Below are 16,498 nucleotides of genomic sequence, written 5' to 3'. Positions count from 1 at the left end.
ATTATATTAGTTCTGCTAATTCTTTTCCTACTAAACTGCCTATAGCAACCCCCATTCCTCCAAGTCTAACACCACAAAACACATTATTGTTTAATTGCTTAACTATAGCTTTTTTTTGGTTTCCTACGCCCATAATGCCACTCCATCTAGAATCAATTTCAAAAGGGATGTTTGGTAGAATAGTCATTTTTAAAAGACCTTCTAGCTTATTTTGAACAAGCTCTGTCTGCCCAAACGCCGAAGTCTCTTCTGCTTTAAAATCCAAATTCCTCCCACCACCCAGTAAAATCCGATTATTAATATTTCGAAAATAATAATAACCTTTATCTAAATGAAACGTACCCTTTATGTGTAAGTTTCTAATTGGTTTTGTAATTAAAACTTGTGCGCGAGCTGGTTTTACATTTTCTTCTAAAAGCTGTGATGCAAAGCCATTTGTAGCAATTAATAATTTTGAAGTTGAAAACTCAAACTGATTAGTTTTTACTTTTACAGCATTTAAGTCTTCTGAAAAACTCTTAACAGCTATATTATTTAGTATTTTAATACCCAATAGTTGTACTTTATTAAGCAAGGACTCCATCATTTTTCCAGTATCTATCTGCCCTTCAAATTGATTGAAAATATAATTAGCTTTTATGTTCTGAAAGTGGAAAGTGTTTTCTTTTAAACTATAAACATCGTTAGCAAAAAAAGGCTTCAACAAAGTGTTTATTTGTTCTTTTTTTGATAAACATTCTTCTAATAAATCATCATTATTAGAAAACAACTCATAACCTCCAAGTTGATGGTAATCAATCGTTTTATCTCCTAAAGTTTGACGCATTAATTGTAACCCATCAATTCTTTTTTTAACAAGCTGAATAATCTCTTCTTCAGAATGTGACTTTAAATCATCTACAATTTCGCTTAAACTGCCAAAGCATGCAAATCCAGCATTTTTAGTACTAGCCCCTTGTGGTAAAACACCCTTTTCTAAAACTAAAATATTGGATTTGGGAAAACGCTTTTTAAGCTGTAGTGCGCAATTTAAACCAACAATACCACTACCAACAATAGTATAATCTACATTAGTAAGCCATGATTTAATTTCCCAATAAGATAAGTTCAAAGTATTATTTTTTTTCTTGCTCTAAAGCCAACTTTAATGCTTCTAACTTATCTGGATAAGATAATGCTAAATTATGTTGCTGTGCTCTATCTTCTTTTAAATTATATAGCTGATATATAGTATCTCTGCCTGTTTCTATATTTACCCATTTATTAGTCATTTTCGACCCTTTATGAGGTGGAATCAAAACCCAATCTCCTTGTCTGTATGTTGTAATACCATTCTGCCCCAAAATAAGACCCTGTCTACCTGTCGAAGATTTTCCTAAAAATGCATCTAATATATTTTCACTATCAGGAGTTGTATTGGTTTGTCCTGTTAAAGATGCAAAAGACGCCGTAAAATCCATTTGAGACACCAATGCATCTGAAACCCCTGGTTTTATTGTTCCTTTCCACCTAACCATAAAAGGCACGTGAGTTCCTGCATCAAAAAGACTATACTTTCCTCCTCTCAGCCCTCCTCTAGGGGTGTGCTTTCCTATTTTAACAACAGCATCGTCTTTATAACCATCATCTAAAACAGGGCCATTATCACTAGAAAAAACAACTATGGTGTTTTCAGAAAGCCCTAACTTATCTAACTCATCCAAAAATTGACCTATGGCCCAATCCGCTTCAACAATAACATCGCCTCTTGGTCCTTGTCCAGACGAACCTACAAAACGAGGATGTGGGACTCTAGGTACATGGGGCTGATGTAATGCATAAAATAGAAAAAACGGATTGTCTTTATTTTTATTAATATACTTAATAGATTCTTTTAAAAAATCATCACCCATATTTTCATCAATAAATAAAGCCGATTTCCCACCTTTCATATAACCAATTCTTGAAATTCCATTGTGAATACTCATATCGTGACCATGGCTTGGGTGTACTTTCAATAATTCTGGGTTTTCTCTACCAGTAGGCTCCCCTTCAAAATTCTTTTGATAACTTACATAAATAGAGTCTTTATCGGTTAAGCCAACAACTTTATGGTTCTCGACATATACAGATGGTACTCTGTCATTAGTAGAGGCCATAATATATGCATAATCAAACCCTATTTCCAACGGTCCAGGAGCAACTTTTTTATTCCAATTCATTTTGGCATCTCCCAAACCTAAATGCCATTTACCTACAACTCCTGTTTGATATCCGGCTTCTTGTAGCATTGAAGGTAGTGTCTGTTTTCCTAATTCAAAAAGTAAAGGAGCATTTCCTGGTAAAACTTTTGCTCTTTTTGTTCTAAAAGGATATGTCCCAGATAATAACGAATATCTACTAGGTGTACAAGTTGGTGATGTTGCATATCCGTTTGTAAATCTAATCCCTTCATTAGCTATACGGTCTATGTTTGGGGTTAACAACTCTGTGGAGCCATAACTACTTACATCTCCAAAACCCAAATCATCTGCATAAATTATAACGATATTTGGATGGTTTTTCTTTTTGTTTATTTCTGAATCTTTTTTAGAATCATCTTTACAACTCACAAAAACAATTAAAAAAATTATACTCAAAATTTTGCTGTAAGTCTTCATAAGTTTTAAAGTCTTGGCTTTTTATTAGGTTAAAAAATCTAAATTAAAAAAAAACTCCGAAATTGCTTTCGGAGTCCTATTATTTATTCTTCAATTTGTTTTTCTATTACAAAATCTTCCATAAATTTAGTAGTATAATTTCCTGCTAAATAATCTGGATGATCCATTAGTTGCCTATGAAATGGAATAGTGGTTTTGATACCTTCAATTACAAATTCATCTAAAGCACGTTTCATCTTGTTAATAGCCTCTTCTCTAGTTTGCGCCGTTGTAATTAACTTAGCAATCATAGAATCATAATTTGGAGGAATAGAATAGCCCGCATAAACATGAGTATCTAAACGAACACCATGACCGCCAGGAGCATGTAAAGTTGTTATTTTTCCTGGTGATGGTCTAAAGTCATTAAACGGGTCTTCAGCATTTATTCTGCACTCAATTGAATGCAAGTTTGGTGTATAATTTTTACCTGAAATTGGAACCCCAGCTGCTACAAGAATTTGCTCTCGAATTAAATCGAAATCTATTACTTGTTCAGTTATTGGGTGTTCTACTTGAATACGTGTATTCATTTCCATAAAGTAGAAGTTTCTATGTTTATCGACTAAAAACTCTACTGTTCCTGCACCTTCATATTTAATATATTCTGATGCCTTAACTGCAGCTTCTCCCATTTTTTTACGAAGGGCTGCTGTCATAAATGGAGAAGGAACTTCCTCCGTTAGTTTTTGATGACGACGTTGTACAGAACAATCTCTTTCTGATAAATGGCATGCTTTACCAGTAGAGTCTCCAACAATTTGAATTTCGATATGCCTAGGCTCTTCAATAAGCTTTTCCATGTACATATCATCATTTCCGAATGCTGCTTTGGATTCTTGACGCGCTGAGTCCCAAGCATCTTTAAGATCTTCTGGTTTCCAAACAGCACGCATACCTTTTCCACCACCACCAGCGGATGCTTTAAGCATAACAGGGTAACCTGTTTCTTTTGCTGTTTTTTCACATTCTTCGAAAGACTCAATAATGCCTTCGCTTCCTGGCACACAAGGTACACCTGCAGCAAGCATAGTTGCTTTCGCGTTAGCTTTGTCTCCCATTCTGTCAATCATCTCAGGTGAAGCACCAATAAATTTAATGTCGTGCTCTTCGCAAATTTTAGAAAACTTTGCATTTTCTGATAAGAACCCATATCCAGGGTGAATAGCGTCTGCATTTGTTATTTCAGCAGCAGCTATAACATTAGACATTTTTAAATATGATTCACTACTTGCTGGTGGACCAATACATACGGCTTCATCAGCAAACTTGACATGTAAACTATCTGCATCAGCTGTAGAGTATACTGCTACAGTTTTAATGCCCATTTCTTTACAGGTTCTAATAACACGTAATGCTATTTCTCCTCTGTTGGCAATTAATATTTTTTTAAACATAACTTTTAAATATTTAAAATCTCAAATTCCAAACTCCTATAAATCAGAAATTGTATTTTGGAATTTTAAATTTGGTTATGATGGATCTACTAAAAATAATGGTTGATCGAATTCCACAGGCGAAGAGTCATCAACTAAAATCTTAACTACCTTTCCTGAAACCTCAGATTCTATTTCATTGAAAAGTTTCATAGCTTCAATAATACACAACACATCTCCTTCTGCTATAGTTTGCCCCACCTCAACAAATAGAGGTTTATCTGGTGATGGCTTTCTATAAAATGTTCCTATTATTGGTGATTTTATAGTTATATATTTTGAATCTTCTGTTGCTGCTGGAGCTTCAGGTTGTTGAGCTGCTGCTGGAGCACTAGCTTCGACTACTACAGGTGCTGCTGCTACTTGAGGAATTTGAGTAGCTGGTACTTGATGTACAATTGTAGTATCAGATTCTGACCCTGTTTTAATAGTGATTTTTATATCATCCATTTCCAATTTAACTTCGCTAGCACCAGACTTGGCAACAAACTTAATTAAATTTTGAATTTCTTTAATATCCATAATTTTGCTTATTAGTTAGTGGTTAGTTTTATGAATTATATGCCCATTTTAAATAAATAGACCCCCAATTAAATCCGCCTCCAAAAGCGGCAAATATTAAATTGTCTCCTTTCTTTAATTGTGATTCGTAGTCACTTAAAAGTAAAGGCAAGGTCGCTGATGTTGTATTACCATACTTATGTATATTCATCATTACCTTTTCTTCTTCCAACTCTATTCTGTTGGCTGTAGCATCAATAATGCGTTTATTAGCTTGATGTGCTACTAACCAATCAACGTCATTTTTGGTTAAATTATTTCGTTCTAAAATTTTAACGGTTGCATCTGCCATATTAAACACGGCATTCTTAAATACGGTTCTTCCTTCTTGAAAAGCACAATGCTCCCCTTTTTCAATCGCTTCTGCTGTTATTGGAAATGATGAGCCTCCGTATGTTGCCTGCAAAAATTCTCTGCCTGTTCCATCACTTCTAAGGTATTCATCTTTTAATCCAACATTTTCTTCTGTTGGTTCAAACAAAACAGCCCCGGCACCATCTCCAAATATAATGCACGTAGCTCTGTCCTTATAATTAATCATTGAAGACATTTTGTCTGCACCAATTAAAAGTACATTTTTATAACTTCCTGATTCTATATATTTCGCCGCGACCGACATTCCGAAAAGAAAACTTGAGCAAGCAGCGTCTAAATCAAAAGAAAAAGCATTAACAGCTCCAATGTTGCTTGCTGTAAAAGCCGCAGTTGATGCTGCTTTCATATCTGGTGTTGCTGTTGCAACAATTACAAGCTCTATATCTTTGGGATCTATTCCTCTTTTTTTAATAAGGTCTTTAGCTGCATTAATAGCTAAAAAAGAAGTTCCTTTGCCTTCGCCCTTAAGTATACGACGTTCTTTTATTCCTGTTCTACTAGTTATCCATTCGTCGTTTGTATCAACCATTGTCTCAAGAATTTGATTGGTTAATACATATTCTGGCACATACGCGCCTACAGCTGTAATCGCCGCTGAGGTTTTACTCATAACTTTATAGTTAATTTGACCAAAAAAACATTAAAATTGGACAAAAACGTTCAAAATTTCGTGAAAACTACTAAATTTTAGCTAAATAACACACAAATTATACGTTTTTGTCTTTTAGAAAACACATATCATAAAAAAAACGCTCACAGGTGAGCGTTTTATAATATGCGTGCATAGTATTTATGCTACGTTTTCTACTTCTTCTGAGTTGTCAATTAAAACTTGACCTCTGTAATATAGTTTCCCTTCATGCCAGTGTGCTCTGTGATATAAGTGAGCTTCACCTGTTGTTGGGCATGTAGCAATCTGTGGCGCAGTTGCTTTATAATGTGTTCTTCTTTTATCTCTTCTTGTTTTAGAGATTTTTCTTTTAGGATGTGCCATTTTTTATATTATTTATCCGTTAATAATTTCTTTAATGTATTCCATCGAGGGTCAATTTCCTCGTTAGTGTCTTTATTTTCTTTAAGCTTTGGGCTTAATTCTTCTAGTTTTTCAAGTATTTCTGAGTTTAGTGTACCATCTTCAATTCCAGGGTGTACACGCTTGATTGGTACAGAAAGTACAATTAATTCGTATATATATTGTTGGATACTAATCTCGTAAGTTCCATGAGGAACAATTAGAATATCAATGTTTTCATCATTATATTCATCTCCAAACTTAACCACTAAATCAAATTCATTTTTAATAGTTTGATTAAATGGTTCGTTTGTTAAATCGCAATTAATATTAACATACCCTGAAGCTTTAAAGTGTAACTCTAGTAGTGTTGTTTTTTTTTCTAATTCAACATCAACTTGAATGTTTACATCATTAAACTCCTCATACTCAAAATGCTCAAAGAACGTTTGCTCAATTTTATACTCAAAATGATGCTTCCCTATCTTTAACCCTACAAATGGAATTGTAAACTCTTTCAATGGCTTCATTATCACATCTATTTTGAGCCTGCAAATATATAACTTTTTTATTTACTCAACTCTACTTATAAACATTTTTTTGTTTACATCTTTTTTGGTGCTTTTTTTAACGGATTTGAAGTAAGTTGCTCGTAATCAAACCTGTTATTAAATATCTTTATGGCAGTAAACATGGCTTCTTTAAATGAGTTTTCATCAGCTAACCCTTTTCCTGCTATCTCATATGCTGTACCATGATCTGGAGATGTTCTAACTTTATTTAAGCCTGCTGTATAATTAACACCTTGTCCAAAAGATAATGTTTTAAATGGTATTAACCCTTGATCGTGATACGCTGCTATAATGGCATCAAAATTTTTGTAGTTGTTTGATCCAAAAAAACTATCGGCTGCATAAGGCCCGTAAACTAGCTTGCCTTCATTTTTAATTTTTTCAAGTGTTGGTCTTAATACATCATCATCTTCACTACCAATTACTCCATTATCACCTGTATGAGGGTTAATACCTAAAACGGCAATTTTTGGTTTTCTTATTTTAAAATCTTTCTCAAGAGATTTATAAACAGTCTCTATTTTTTTAATAATTAATTCTTCTGAGATATGCTCTACAATATCCTTTACAGGAACATGATCTGTCAACAATCCTACTCTTAAAGTATCATTTACCATAAACATTAGGCTTTCTCCTTCCAGTTCTTTAGCTAAATAATCGGTGTGCCCTGGGAAATTAAATACATCAGATTGTATATTGTGCTTATTAATAGGTGCGGTTACTAATACATCAATGGCATTGTTTTTTAATGCTTTTGTTGCCGCTTGTAATGATTTAATAGCAAACTCACCTATTTTAACGTCTTCTTTTCCAAATTGTATTTCTACATGTTCGTTCCAACAATTCAATACATTAACTTTTCCATGAGCTAATTGCTCTATGTTTTTAATGTTATTTAAACTTATTGTCGATTTAAAATGCGTTTTTAAAAACCCAATAGTTTTCGAAGAAGCAAATATTATTGGTGTGCAAAAATCTAAAATCCTATTATCTTCAAATGTTTTTAAAACAATTTCGCCACCAATACCATTTAAGTCTCCTATAGATATGCCTACAATTATATTTTCTGCTTTCTTCATAAAAAATGACAACTTTTGTTTGTAATTTTGATGTTGCAAATTTAACCAAATAAACAGATAATATTATGTTTACAGGAATTATTGAAGACGTAGGTGTTATTACCTCTTTAAATAAAGAATTAAATAATCTTCATATTTCAATAAAGAGTTCAATCTCTTCTGAATTAAAAATAGATCAAAGTGTCGCACATAATGGAGTTTGTTTAACTGTTGTTGAGATTAATGATGATGAATACACAGTTACTGCTATTAAAGAGACTTTGGACAAAACTAATTTAGAAACTTTAAGGGTTAGCGATATGGTAAACCTTGAACGTGCTATGAAACTAGGAGATAGGCTTGACGGACATATTGTACAAGGGCATGTTGACCAAACTGCTATTTGTACCAAAATTGAAGAGGACAACGGGAGTTGGGTGTTTACTTTTAATTATGATTCTAAACTAAATAATTTAACTATTGAAAAAGGTTCAATAACTATTAACGGAACTAGTTTAACTGTTGTAAACTCAAAAAAAGATAGTTTTAGTGTTGCCATAATACCTTATACTTATGAGCATACTAATTTTAAAACCTTTATGGTTGGAACCGAGGTGAATTTAGAATTTGATGTTTTAGGAAAATATGTTACAAAGCTCTTAGAGTCAAACTTTTTTAACAAATAACTAGCTTCTTTTTAGTAGCTTTTTAGCTCCATAAAATAGCGCAAAACAAGCACCTGCTATTAGCCCTCCATCTATGGGAGTACCAGGTGGGACTGGCGGTGCAGGTGGTGGAGGTCCACTTCCTTGAGAGACACACACAAAACTTATTAATACAAATAAGATTGAGGCAAATATTCTTTTATTTTGTATTGTCATTGGTACGCAAATGTATGAAAAAAAGCGAGTTAGCAAAACAAATATATAATATTTCATTAAAAAACATCTACGAAACGTTATATTTTATCGATGAAATGCAATATTCTTGTTTTAAAATACCTATTAAAAAACGCGCTTTTTTCTATAAAATTATATGAATTAAAAAAATGATCCCTCAATTTTTTTTCACAAAACAAATATATATAATTTGGGAAGAATATAAAATTAAAATATAGGTATGATTTTTAGATTGTTACAAGCTAAAAAAAGCCTCGCATTTCTGCAAGGCTTTACAATTTCTAAAAGTGGTCCCACTTGGGCTCGAACCAAGGACCACCTGATTATGAGTCAGGTGCTCTAACCAACTGAGCTATGGGACCGAAATTGGAGTGCAATATTACTACTTATTTTAATTGTTAGCAAGAAAAATTATTTCTTTATCTCTTGGCACAACTCAATTAAAACACCATTTGAAGATTTAGGATGCAAAAAAGCCACCAGCTTATTATCTGCTCCTTTTTTTGGAGTTTCGTTTAAAACTTTGAAACCTTCCTTTTTTAAGCGTTTTATCTCCGCCTTAATATCGTTTACATCAAAAGCTATATGGTGTATCCCTTCTCCTTTTTTCGCAATAAATTTAGTAATAGGGCTCTCATCATTGGTTCCTTCTAACAATTCTATCTTGTTTTCTCCTACTTTAAAAAACGATGTGTTTACACCTTCGCTAGCAACTTCTTCTATTTTATAATGTGTTTCTCCAAACAACTTAGCAAACAACTTATTAGAATCATCAAGGCTTTTTACCGCTATACCAATATGTTCAATCTTATTCATTAATGCTTCTTTTGGTTTAATATATAAATTTTACAAATCAAAAGTAAGATAATCTTTAAATATCCTTTATTTTTGCACTGTAAAAAAGCACAAATATTTATTTTAACTTATTTAAAACATGTGCTTTATAAAAAATAATTAATTGGAAGAAAGTCAAAGACAAAAAAAAATAGGATCTGTATTACAACGCGATTTGGTTGATGTTTTACAAAATGCTGCTACGCAAGGTGGCATGCAAGGTGTTTTAATCTCGGTAACCAAGGTGAAAGTAACGGTTGATCTTTCTGTTGCTAAAGTGTATTTAAGTATTTTTCCTAATAATAAAGGTGCTGCACTTATTGAAGGCATAAAGTCTAACGCGCCTTTAATTAAGCACGAATTAGCACAACGCACTAAGCATCAATTAAGGCGTATGCCTAAATTGGAGTTTTTTATTGATGACTCTTTAGAATATATTGATCAAATTGATAAGTCCTTAAAAAGAACCGAAAACCCAATAAAAGACCCATCATTTCTTGACAAACGAAAAAAATCGTAATTGGTTTAATATCCTCAAAAGCAAAATGCTTTAAATTAAAAACTCATTTTTCTTTTTATATTTAAAGCATGAATGTTTCCTTATATATCGCAAAACGTTATCTGCGTTCAAAAAGCAGTAACAATGCTATCAACATTATTAGCATCATTGCTGTTGTAGGGGTTGTATTAGGTGCTGCAGCATTATTTATAGTGCTATCTGGTTTTGCAGGGTTAAAAGACTTTACACTACAATTTTCTACAGTTGTAGACCCCGATTTGAAAGCCGAAGCTTCTATCGGGAAATCTTTTTTTATTACAGACGAAAACATCAATAAGCTAAATAATTTAGAAGATGTTGCTGTGTTTTCTAAAGTTATTGAAGAGCGTGTTATTGTTGCTTTAAACGATAAAAACTATTTAGCCTCAATAAAAGGTGTCGACGCTCAATTTAAAAAAGTAGTTGACATAGATTCTGTAATCACTCAAGGCAGTTGGTTTGATCAAAAAACTAATCAGATAGTAGTTGGTTGGGGCATATCAAACAATCTGTCTTTTGGCGTATTAGATTACGCCAAAGCCATAAATTTATATGTTCCCAAACCAGGAAAAGGTCAAATTACTTCGATTGAGAATGCGTTTAACTCTGTTAACGCTATTAATGTTGGCGTTTTTGACATTAACGAGAATTTAAACGACACCTATGTTTTTGCTCCTATTGGTTTAGCGCAAAACCTTCTAAACTATAAACCCAACCAAGTATCTGCTATAGAATTTAAGCTAAAAAAAGGTGCTGATGAGTTTAAAGTAAAAGAAGATATTCAAGCCATTTTGGGCGATAACATTATTTTAAAAAACAGAGCCCAACTTAACGATGCTCTATATAAAATGTTAAACAGCGAAAACCTTTTGGTTTATTTACTACTAACCTTAGTGTCTGGTTTATTAATTTTTAATGTTATTGGCTCAATAATAATGATGATATTAGAAAAAAAGCAATCCTTAAAAACACTTTTTAGTCTAGGGCATCCCATAAAAAAAATACGAAATATATTCTTTATTCATGGCTCAATAATGACCATTGTTGGGTGTATAATTGGTTTACTAATAGCTTTATTGATTGTGGTTTTGCAAAAAATATTTGGCTTTGTACCTATTACTCCATCATTAGCTTATCCTATGAGTATTTTATTAGAAAACTTTATAATTGTATTTTTTACAATAACTGTTTTAGGTATTATCGCCTCTAAAGTGGCATCAAGTAGAGTTACAAAAAAACTAATCCAATCTTAACATTTTGGACTAGTTTGATGCATTTAACATTCGCTCAATTTCAAACTATAATCGTAGCATAGATGAAAAAACTGTTTTTAAATTTAATTATACTTTTAAGTTTTTCTTGCATTAATTCGCAAGAAAGCAGTATTGATGAAAATAAAATCAAAGAAGATTTAAACGAAATCTTAAATGATATATCGCTAAATTATGTTTACCTACAGGATAAAAACGTAGACCTAAAATGCATCAAAATTTATTATGCTAATCAAATAAAAAACATAAAAACTGAAGAAGAAACAGTATTGTTTTTTGAATATTTACTTAATGAGTTCTATGATAATCACCTTACTTTACGAACCAACAGAAATTCTTCATATCGCCTTTTCTCACCTATTTATTCTATAATAGAAAGAGGAAAACCTATAATTTCAAATGTTTGGCAAACTCAAATAGAAAACCTGAGTGAAGATATAATTGGAGCTGAAATTATAAAATTTAATGGTATTGATTTTGAACAAGTCATCAAAGATTTTCCAACACATTGTAGCAACAAAAGTGTTCCTGAAATCAAAGAATGGATTGCTAATAAAGTTTTAGCTGGTCGCTATAATGAGCCCCGAGTATTAACTCTAAAGTTATCCAATAAAAAAGAAATTGAGCTTGATATTGATAAAATCAAAATAAAGAACAACCATGGTTTACTAACTACCCAAACTATTAACGATGTTGGAATAATAAGAATAAACAACTCACTTGGAAACGACAACTTGGTAAGTGAATTTGATAATGCCTTAAATGATTTATCAAACACAAAAGGTTTAATTATCGATTTAAGAAATACAATATTTGGTGGAGACTCATACGAAGCTCGTGGTATTATGAGTAGGTTTATAGATGAGCCAAAACCATATCAAAAGCATTCGTACATTGCAAAATCAGAAAACAATCCAGATGTTGAAAGAAGTTGGATTGAATATGTTAGTCCACGTTATGAACAGTATAAAAACCCAGTAGTAATATTAGTTGGCCGATGGACAGGGAGTATGGGCGAAGGACTCGCTATTGGTTTTGAAGGAATGGGGAGAGCAGGTGTTGTAGGCTCTGAAATGAGACGGTTAGCAGGCGAGGTTTATGATTTTGGTTTCAAGCACCAAAAGTATGGTTACAAACTTTCAACAGCAAAATTATATCATGTAAACGGAACAATAAGAGAAAGGTATGTTCCAACAAATTATGTAAAGCAATCAACAAACAAAAAGGACGAAGTGCTTGAAAAAGGCATTGAGCTAATTAACAAAATGACCGAATAAAACAAAACTGCAGGCCTTTCTAAATTTTATCTACATTCGGAATAACATTAAAGTCTTGGCAAACACATGCAAAAGCGATAGTAGTGGTTAGCTTTTGGCGAGGCGAGCATCGAGCCAAAACTAGTAACGAATAGCGCGGTGGCTTGCCATTTGCCAAACCATAAATTATTCTGTAAACTGATGTCCTGCAAACTTTTCGAGCACCTCATCAAACGCAGCAAATACATCTTTTGAGTCGTCGCTTGTTACCATTTTCATTCGGTATTCTTTAAAATGTGGAATCCCTTTAAAGTAATTAGTATAATGTCTTCTGGTTTCAAAGACACCTAAAATTTCGCCTTTCCAATCGATAGCCATTTGTAAATGCCTACGAGCAGCATCAACGCGTTCTTCTAAAGTAATAGGCGCTAAATGTTCTCCTGTTTTAAAAAAGTGCTTTACTTGTTTGAAAAACCAAGGATTCCCAATACTTGCACGCCCAATCATAGCGCCATCAAGTCCATAACTATCACGCATTTCCATAGCTTTTTCTGGAGAAGTTATGTCGCCATTTCCAAATACAGGAATATGCATTCGGGGATTATTTTTAACCTCGGCAATAGGCTTCCAGTCGGCATCACCTTTATACATTTGCGCTCGTGTGCGTCCATGAATAGCAATCGCTTTACAACCTACATCTTGTAATCGCTCTGCAACCTCAACTATTTTTATAGAATCATGATCCCAGCCTAAACGTGTTTTTACTGTAACTGGAATATTGGTGCGTTTAACCATTTCGGCAGTAAGTTGTTCCATTAAGCAGATATCTTTTAAAATACCAGCCCCGGCACCTTTACTTACTACTTTTTTTACTGGACAGCCAAAATTAATATCGATAATGTCTGGTTTTGAAGCCGAAACAATATCAATAGTCTGTAGCATGCTATCTAAGTTTGCACCGAATATTTGAATTCCAACAGGGCGCTCTTTTTCGTAAATATCAAGTTTCATAACGCTTTTAGCTGCATTACGAATAAGGCCTTCACTTGAAACAAATTCAGTATACACCACATCTGCACCTTGCTCCTTACATAAAGCACGAAACGGGGGGTCACTAACATCTTCCATTGGAGCTAATAGCAATGGGAAATCTGGTAGTTCTATGTTATCTATTTTTACCAAGTAGATTCAATTTTGGCGCAAAATTACCATTTTTTTCTTGTTAACACCCAAATACTACAAAATCCTAATATTAATTCACCTATTGTACCATACACATAAGCATCTGTTGGCATACCATCAATTATTATACTTATAAGTCTTCCAAAACCTAAACCAAACATAAAAACCATATTGGTTATCAGCGAAATTTTTAAATATTTTGCATTAAAAATACCGAGTATCCAGAGTAATGAAAACCCAATATATAAACCCATAACTGCTTTAAAAGCATTAAACTCATCAACGGTACTTAAGTGAATATCAAATTCAGAATCGGGTGCAAATCCATAAATGAAAGCAACAGGAACTACAATAATTACCGAAATGATTAAATGTATTTTATAAATGAAGTTTTGTTTTTTAGAAGTCATATTAAACCTACAGTTTCATCAAAAGTAAGAAAGATATTATTAGCATATAAAAATCCGTTATATTTATAAAAAATTCATGCCTTGCTCATTCCATTCGAACCACAACTCTTTGGTTTCAATATCAATATTCATTTAGTTTTAGAATACTTAGCCTTTTTTATTGCCTATAGATATTATGTGGTTTTAAGACGAAATAGTAATGATACTATTTCTTCAAATAATAGATTATCTATCATTCTGGGTGCTGCTTTAGGTGCTTTAGTAGGCTCACGGTTAATTGGTTTTTTAGAAAACCCAATGATTGAATTTTCTAAAGAAATCTTTATTCATTTACTCAACACCAAAACCATTATGGGTGGGTTGTTTGGTGGGTTGTTAGGCGTAGAGTTTGCTAAAAAGCGCATTAATGAAATGCAATCTTCTGGTGATCTATTTGTGTTTCCAATTATTCTAGGCATTTTCATTGGTAGAATTGGTTGCTTTCTTTCTGGAACCAATGAGTTTACTTACGGCATAGAAACCACTTCCGTTTTTGGTATGAACCTAGGAGATGGTGTATTACGCCATCCAACATCCTTATATGAATTAGCATTCCTTATTATTCTGTTTTTTAGTTTAAAACACATACAAAAACGTAATAGCTTAAAAAGTGGAGACTTATTTAAGTGGTTTATGGTTCTATACTTCGGCTTTAGGTTCTTTATAGAATTTCTAAAACCAAATGTGTTTTACATTCTAGGACTAAGCACTATTCAACTTTTATGTGTAATTTGTTGGTTCTATTATTCAAAGTTTATCATTCAAAATATAAAATATGCCCGTTAGAAAATATACCTATTATGATTTTACTTTAAGCCTATGTCCTGAATGCTTAAAACGGGTTGATGCCAAAATAGTTTTTGAAAACGATAAGGTTTATATGTTAAAACGATGTAATGATCATGGTAATTCTAAAGTGTTAATTGCTGATGATGTTGAATATTATAAAAACATGCGAAACTACAATAAGCCAAGTGAAACGCCTTATACATTCAATACCAAAACACACTATGGTTGCCCTTACGATTGTGGTTTGTGCCCAGACCATGAGCAACATTCTTGCTTAACAGTTGTGGAAGTAACCGATCGTTGCAATTTAACCTGCCCAACTTGCTATGCTGGTTCTTCTCCAACCTATGGAAGGCACCGTACTTTGGGTGAAATAAAAACCATGCTCGATACTATTGTGAAAAACGAAAAAGAGCCTGATGTGGTTCAAATTTCTGGAGGAGAACCTACCATACATCCTCAGTTTTTTGAGATTTTAGATTATGCTAAATCGCTACCCATTAGGCATTTAATGTTGAACACAAACGGTATTAAAATTGCTAAAGACTTTGCTTTCGCAGAACAACTTAAAAGTTATGCTCCTGATTTTGAAATTTATTTACAGTTTGATTCTTTTGAAAACAAAGTGCTACAAGAATTACGAGGTGCAGACCTGAATGATATTCGCAAACAAGCGTTAAAAAACCTGAATAAACTGAATTTGTCTACAACCTTAGTTGTAACTCTTCAAAAAGGTTTGAATGACCACGAAATTGGAAAAATAATTAACTATGCGCTCCAACAGAAATGTGTTCGAGGTGTTACACTTCAGCCTACACAAATTGCAGGGCGATTAGATAATTTTAATCCAGAAACCGATCGCATGACCTTAACCGAAGTACGCAGAAAAATATTAGAACAAACCTCTATTTTTAATCCAGACGATTTGTTACCTGTACCCTGTAACCCCGATGCTTTAGTTATGGGATATGCTCTAAAATTAGGCGGTGAAGTATTTCCTTTAACACGATATATAAATCCGAATGATTTATTAGATAATAGCAAAAACACCATTATTTACGAACAAGATGAAAACCTTCATGGAAAGATGATTGAACTGTTTAGTACAGGGAATTCTGTTGAAGTAGCTGAAGAAAACTTAAAATCTATCATGTGTTGTCTTCCAAATATTGATGCTCCAAATCTGGGTTACGACAATTTATTTCGTATTATTATAATGCAATTCATTGATGCTTATAATTTTGATGTACGGGCAATTAAAAAATCGTGTGTACATATTGTAGATAAAGACAATAAAATTATTCCGTTTGAAACGATGAATTTGTTTTATCGAGATGATAAGAAGGAGCGATTAGAGGAATTAAGAAATGAAGTCATATGACGCACTTTTTAGAAATAGGTAATGGTATTATATGGATGATTCTAATTTTTTTAATTTTAGCATTAAGTCCTGCAATAATAATGACAATTATAGGTTTTGCAATTAAAAAGAACAAACCTAAATCTGCCAAAGTATTATTTATAATTGCTACCGCTTACACCATCATAGGACTAGGGGTTTGTGGCGCAATATTATCTAGTTAATATG

At 32.9% G+C, this 16,498-nt stretch carries 19 protein-coding genes and 1 tRNA gene; 7 read left to right on the top strand and 13 right to left on the bottom strand.

Translation table 11 applies throughout. The annotated features are described in order from the left end of the window. Position 1 precedes the first annotated feature (1 nt). The 8 genes from M3P09_RS00780 to pdxA all read right to left on the bottom strand — a co-directional run bounded on the left by M3P09_RS00780 (position 2) and on the right by pdxA (position 7,713). Positions 2–1,111: an NAD(P)/FAD-dependent oxidoreductase gene (locus M3P09_RS00780; RefSeq protein ID WP_249971667.1), complete on the bottom strand. Its 1,110-nt coding sequence runs from the start codon at positions 1,109–1,111 to the stop codon at positions 2–4. Positions 1,112–1,115: 4 nt separating this feature from the next. Next, positions 1,116–2,618, bottom strand: a complete 1,503-nt coding sequence (locus M3P09_RS00775) for a sulfatase family protein (protein ID WP_249971666.1) — start codon at positions 2,616–2,618, stop codon at positions 1,116–1,118. 104 nt (positions 2,619–2,722) lie between these two features. Further along, positions 2,723–4,075: an acetyl-CoA carboxylase biotin carboxylase subunit gene (gene accC, locus M3P09_RS00770; RefSeq protein ID WP_099565101.1), complete on the bottom strand. Its 1,353-nt coding sequence runs from the start codon at positions 4,073–4,075 to the stop codon at positions 2,723–2,725. A 75-nt stretch (positions 4,076–4,150) separates the two neighbouring features. Beyond that, positions 4,151–4,636 carry an acetyl-CoA carboxylase biotin carboxyl carrier protein gene (accB, locus tag M3P09_RS00765; protein ID WP_099565102.1) on the bottom strand — a complete coding sequence of 162 codons (486 nt, stop codon included), beginning with the start codon at positions 4,634–4,636 and terminating at the stop codon, positions 4,151–4,153. Positions 4,637–4,664: 28 nt separating this feature from the next. After that, the gene (locus M3P09_RS00760; RefSeq protein ID WP_249971665.1) at positions 4,665–5,660 is read right to left on the bottom strand and encodes a beta-ketoacyl-ACP synthase III; all 996 of its coding nucleotides are present in this window, start codon (positions 5,658–5,660) and stop codon (positions 4,665–4,667) included. Positions 5,661–5,840: 180 nt separating this feature from the next. Next, the gene (rpmF, locus tag M3P09_RS00755; protein ID WP_034042489.1) at positions 5,841–6,044 is read right to left on the bottom strand and encodes a 50S ribosomal protein L32; all 204 of its coding nucleotides are present in this window, start codon (positions 6,042–6,044) and stop codon (positions 5,841–5,843) included. Positions 6,045–6,052: 8 nt separating this feature from the next. Then, positions 6,053–6,592, bottom strand: coding sequence for a YceD family protein (locus M3P09_RS00750; RefSeq protein ID WP_099565104.1), 540 nt, complete (start codon positions 6,590–6,592; stop codon positions 6,053–6,055). 74 nt (positions 6,593–6,666) lie between these two features. After that, on the bottom strand, positions 6,667–7,713 hold the full coding sequence (gene pdxA, locus M3P09_RS00745) for a 4-hydroxythreonine-4-phosphate dehydrogenase PdxA (protein WP_099565437.1): 1,047 nt from the start codon (positions 7,711–7,713) through the stop codon (positions 6,667–6,669). A 65-nt stretch (positions 7,714–7,778) separates the two neighbouring features. Here pdxA and M3P09_RS00740 point away from each other — a divergent pair, with 65 nt between their 5' ends. Further along, complete coding sequence (locus M3P09_RS00740; RefSeq protein ID WP_249971664.1) at positions 7,779–8,378, top strand: riboflavin synthase; 600 nt, start codon at positions 7,779–7,781, stop codon at positions 8,376–8,378. Here M3P09_RS00740 and M3P09_RS00735 read toward each other — a convergent pair whose 3' ends face one another. From M3P09_RS00735 to mce, 3 genes are all read right to left on the bottom strand, one after another. Next, positions 8,379–8,573: a PID-CTERM protein-sorting domain-containing protein gene (locus M3P09_RS00735; protein WP_099565106.1), complete on the bottom strand. Its 195-nt coding sequence runs from the start codon at positions 8,571–8,573 to the stop codon at positions 8,379–8,381. A 306-nt stretch (positions 8,574–8,879) separates the two neighbouring features. Further along, positions 8,880–8,953, bottom strand: a tRNA-Ile gene (locus M3P09_RS00730). Between the two features lie 49 nt (positions 8,954–9,002). Continuing rightward, positions 9,003–9,407, bottom strand: a complete 405-nt coding sequence (mce, locus tag M3P09_RS00725; protein ID WP_099565107.1) for a methylmalonyl-CoA epimerase — start codon at positions 9,405–9,407, stop codon at positions 9,003–9,005. A 142-nt stretch (positions 9,408–9,549) separates the two neighbouring features. On the opposite strand from mce, the gene rbfA reads away from it, so the two are divergent. The 3 genes from rbfA to M3P09_RS00710 all read left to right on the top strand — a co-directional run bounded on the left by rbfA (position 9,550) and on the right by M3P09_RS00710 (position 12,511). Further along, positions 9,550–9,945: a 30S ribosome-binding factor RbfA gene (rbfA, locus tag M3P09_RS00720; RefSeq protein ID WP_099565108.1), complete on the top strand. Its 396-nt coding sequence runs from the start codon at positions 9,550–9,552 to the stop codon at positions 9,943–9,945. Between the two features lie 68 nt (positions 9,946–10,013). Next, positions 10,014–11,216 (top strand): ABC transporter permease, encoded by a 1,203-nt coding sequence (locus tag M3P09_RS00715; protein ID WP_249971663.1) that lies wholly within the window; start codon positions 10,014–10,016, stop codon positions 11,214–11,216. A gap of 62 nt (positions 11,217–11,278) precedes the next feature. Next, positions 11,279–12,511, top strand: a complete 1,233-nt coding sequence (locus tag M3P09_RS00710; protein ID WP_249971662.1) for a S41 family peptidase — start codon at positions 11,279–11,281, stop codon at positions 12,509–12,511. 165 nt (positions 12,512–12,676) lie between these two features. Here the strand turns inward: M3P09_RS00710 and dusB are convergent, their stop codons facing one another. Then, positions 12,677–13,672: a tRNA dihydrouridine synthase DusB gene (dusB, locus tag M3P09_RS00705; protein ID WP_099565111.1), complete on the bottom strand. Its 996-nt coding sequence runs from the start codon at positions 13,670–13,672 to the stop codon at positions 12,677–12,679. Positions 13,673–13,695: 23 nt separating this feature from the next. Beyond that, positions 13,696–14,082 (bottom strand): DUF4345 domain-containing protein, encoded by a 387-nt coding sequence (locus tag M3P09_RS00700; RefSeq protein ID WP_249971661.1) that lies wholly within the window; start codon positions 14,080–14,082, stop codon positions 13,696–13,698. 81 nt (positions 14,083–14,163) lie between these two features. On the opposite strand from M3P09_RS00700, the gene M3P09_RS00695 reads away from it, so the two are divergent. The 3 genes from M3P09_RS00695 to M3P09_RS00685 are packed head-to-tail and all read left to right on the top strand — an operon-like array spanning position 14,164 to position 16,494. Then, the gene (locus M3P09_RS00695) at positions 14,164–14,907 is read left to right on the top strand and encodes a prolipoprotein diacylglyceryl transferase (RefSeq protein WP_249971660.1); all 744 of its coding nucleotides are present in this window, start codon (positions 14,164–14,166) and stop codon (positions 14,905–14,907) included. Then, a complete protein-coding gene (locus M3P09_RS00690) occupies positions 14,897–16,291 on the top strand; it encodes a radical SAM protein (RefSeq protein ID WP_249971659.1) in 1,395 nt (464 codons plus the stop codon). The genes M3P09_RS00695 and M3P09_RS00690 overlap by 11 nt, the downstream gene beginning before the upstream one ends. Continuing rightward, positions 16,288–16,494, top strand: a complete 207-nt coding sequence (locus M3P09_RS00685) for a hypothetical protein (RefSeq protein ID WP_099565115.1) — start codon at positions 16,288–16,290, stop codon at positions 16,492–16,494. Before M3P09_RS00690 ends, M3P09_RS00685 begins: the two co-directional genes overlap by 4 nt. Positions 16,495–16,498 lie beyond the last annotated feature (4 nt).

Origin of the sequence: Jejuia spongiicola (assembly GCF_023502325.1) — a bacterium.
GTDB lineage: Bacteria > Bacteroidota > Bacteroidia > Flavobacteriales > Flavobacteriaceae > Wocania_A > Wocania_A spongiicola.
This window is presented reverse-complemented; position numbering and strand designations above follow the sequence as displayed.

Coding starts and splice junctions, on each gene's coding strand:
- accB (WP_099565102.1), bottom strand. CDS start 4,636: ATGGATATTAAAGAAATTCAAAATTTAATTAAGTTTGTTGCCAAGTCT.
- M3P09_RS00760 (WP_249971665.1), bottom strand. CDS start 5,660: ATGAGTAAAACCTCAGCGGCGATTACAGCTGTAGGCGCGTATGTGCCA.
- M3P09_RS00700 (WP_249971661.1), bottom strand. CDS start 14,082: ATGACTTCTAAAAAACAAAACTTCATTTATAAAATACATTTAATCATT.
- pdxA (WP_099565437.1), bottom strand. CDS start 7,713: ATGAAGAAAGCAGAAAATATAATTGTAGGCATATCTATAGGAGACTTA.
- mce (WP_099565107.1), bottom strand. CDS start 9,407: ATGAATAAGATTGAACATATTGGTATAGCGGTAAAAAGCCTTGATGAT.
- rpmF (WP_034042489.1), bottom strand. CDS start 6,044: ATGGCACATCCTAAAAGAAAAATCTCTAAAACAAGAAGAGATAAAAGA.
- M3P09_RS00750 (WP_099565104.1), bottom strand. CDS start 6,592: ATGAAGCCATTGAAAGAGTTTACAATTCCATTTGTAGGGTTAAAGATA.
- M3P09_RS00710 (WP_249971662.1), top strand. CDS start 11,279: ATGAAAAAACTGTTTTTAAATTTAATTATACTTTTAAGTTTTTCTTGC.
- M3P09_RS00740 (WP_249971664.1), top strand. CDS start 7,779: ATGTTTACAGGAATTATTGAAGACGTAGGTGTTATTACCTCTTTAAAT.
- M3P09_RS00685 (WP_099565115.1), top strand. CDS start 16,288: ATGACGCACTTTTTAGAAATAGGTAATGGTATTATATGGATGATTCTA.
- accC (WP_099565101.1), bottom strand. CDS start 4,075: ATGTTTAAAAAAATATTAATTGCCAACAGAGGAGAAATAGCATTACGT.
- M3P09_RS00715 (WP_249971663.1), top strand. CDS start 10,014: ATGAATGTTTCCTTATATATCGCAAAACGTTATCTGCGTTCAAAAAGC.
- M3P09_RS00735 (WP_099565106.1), bottom strand. CDS start 8,573: ATGACAATACAAAATAAAAGAATATTTGCCTCAATCTTATTTGTATTA.
- M3P09_RS00690 (WP_249971659.1), top strand. CDS start 14,897: ATGCCCGTTAGAAAATATACCTATTATGATTTTACTTTAAGCCTATGT.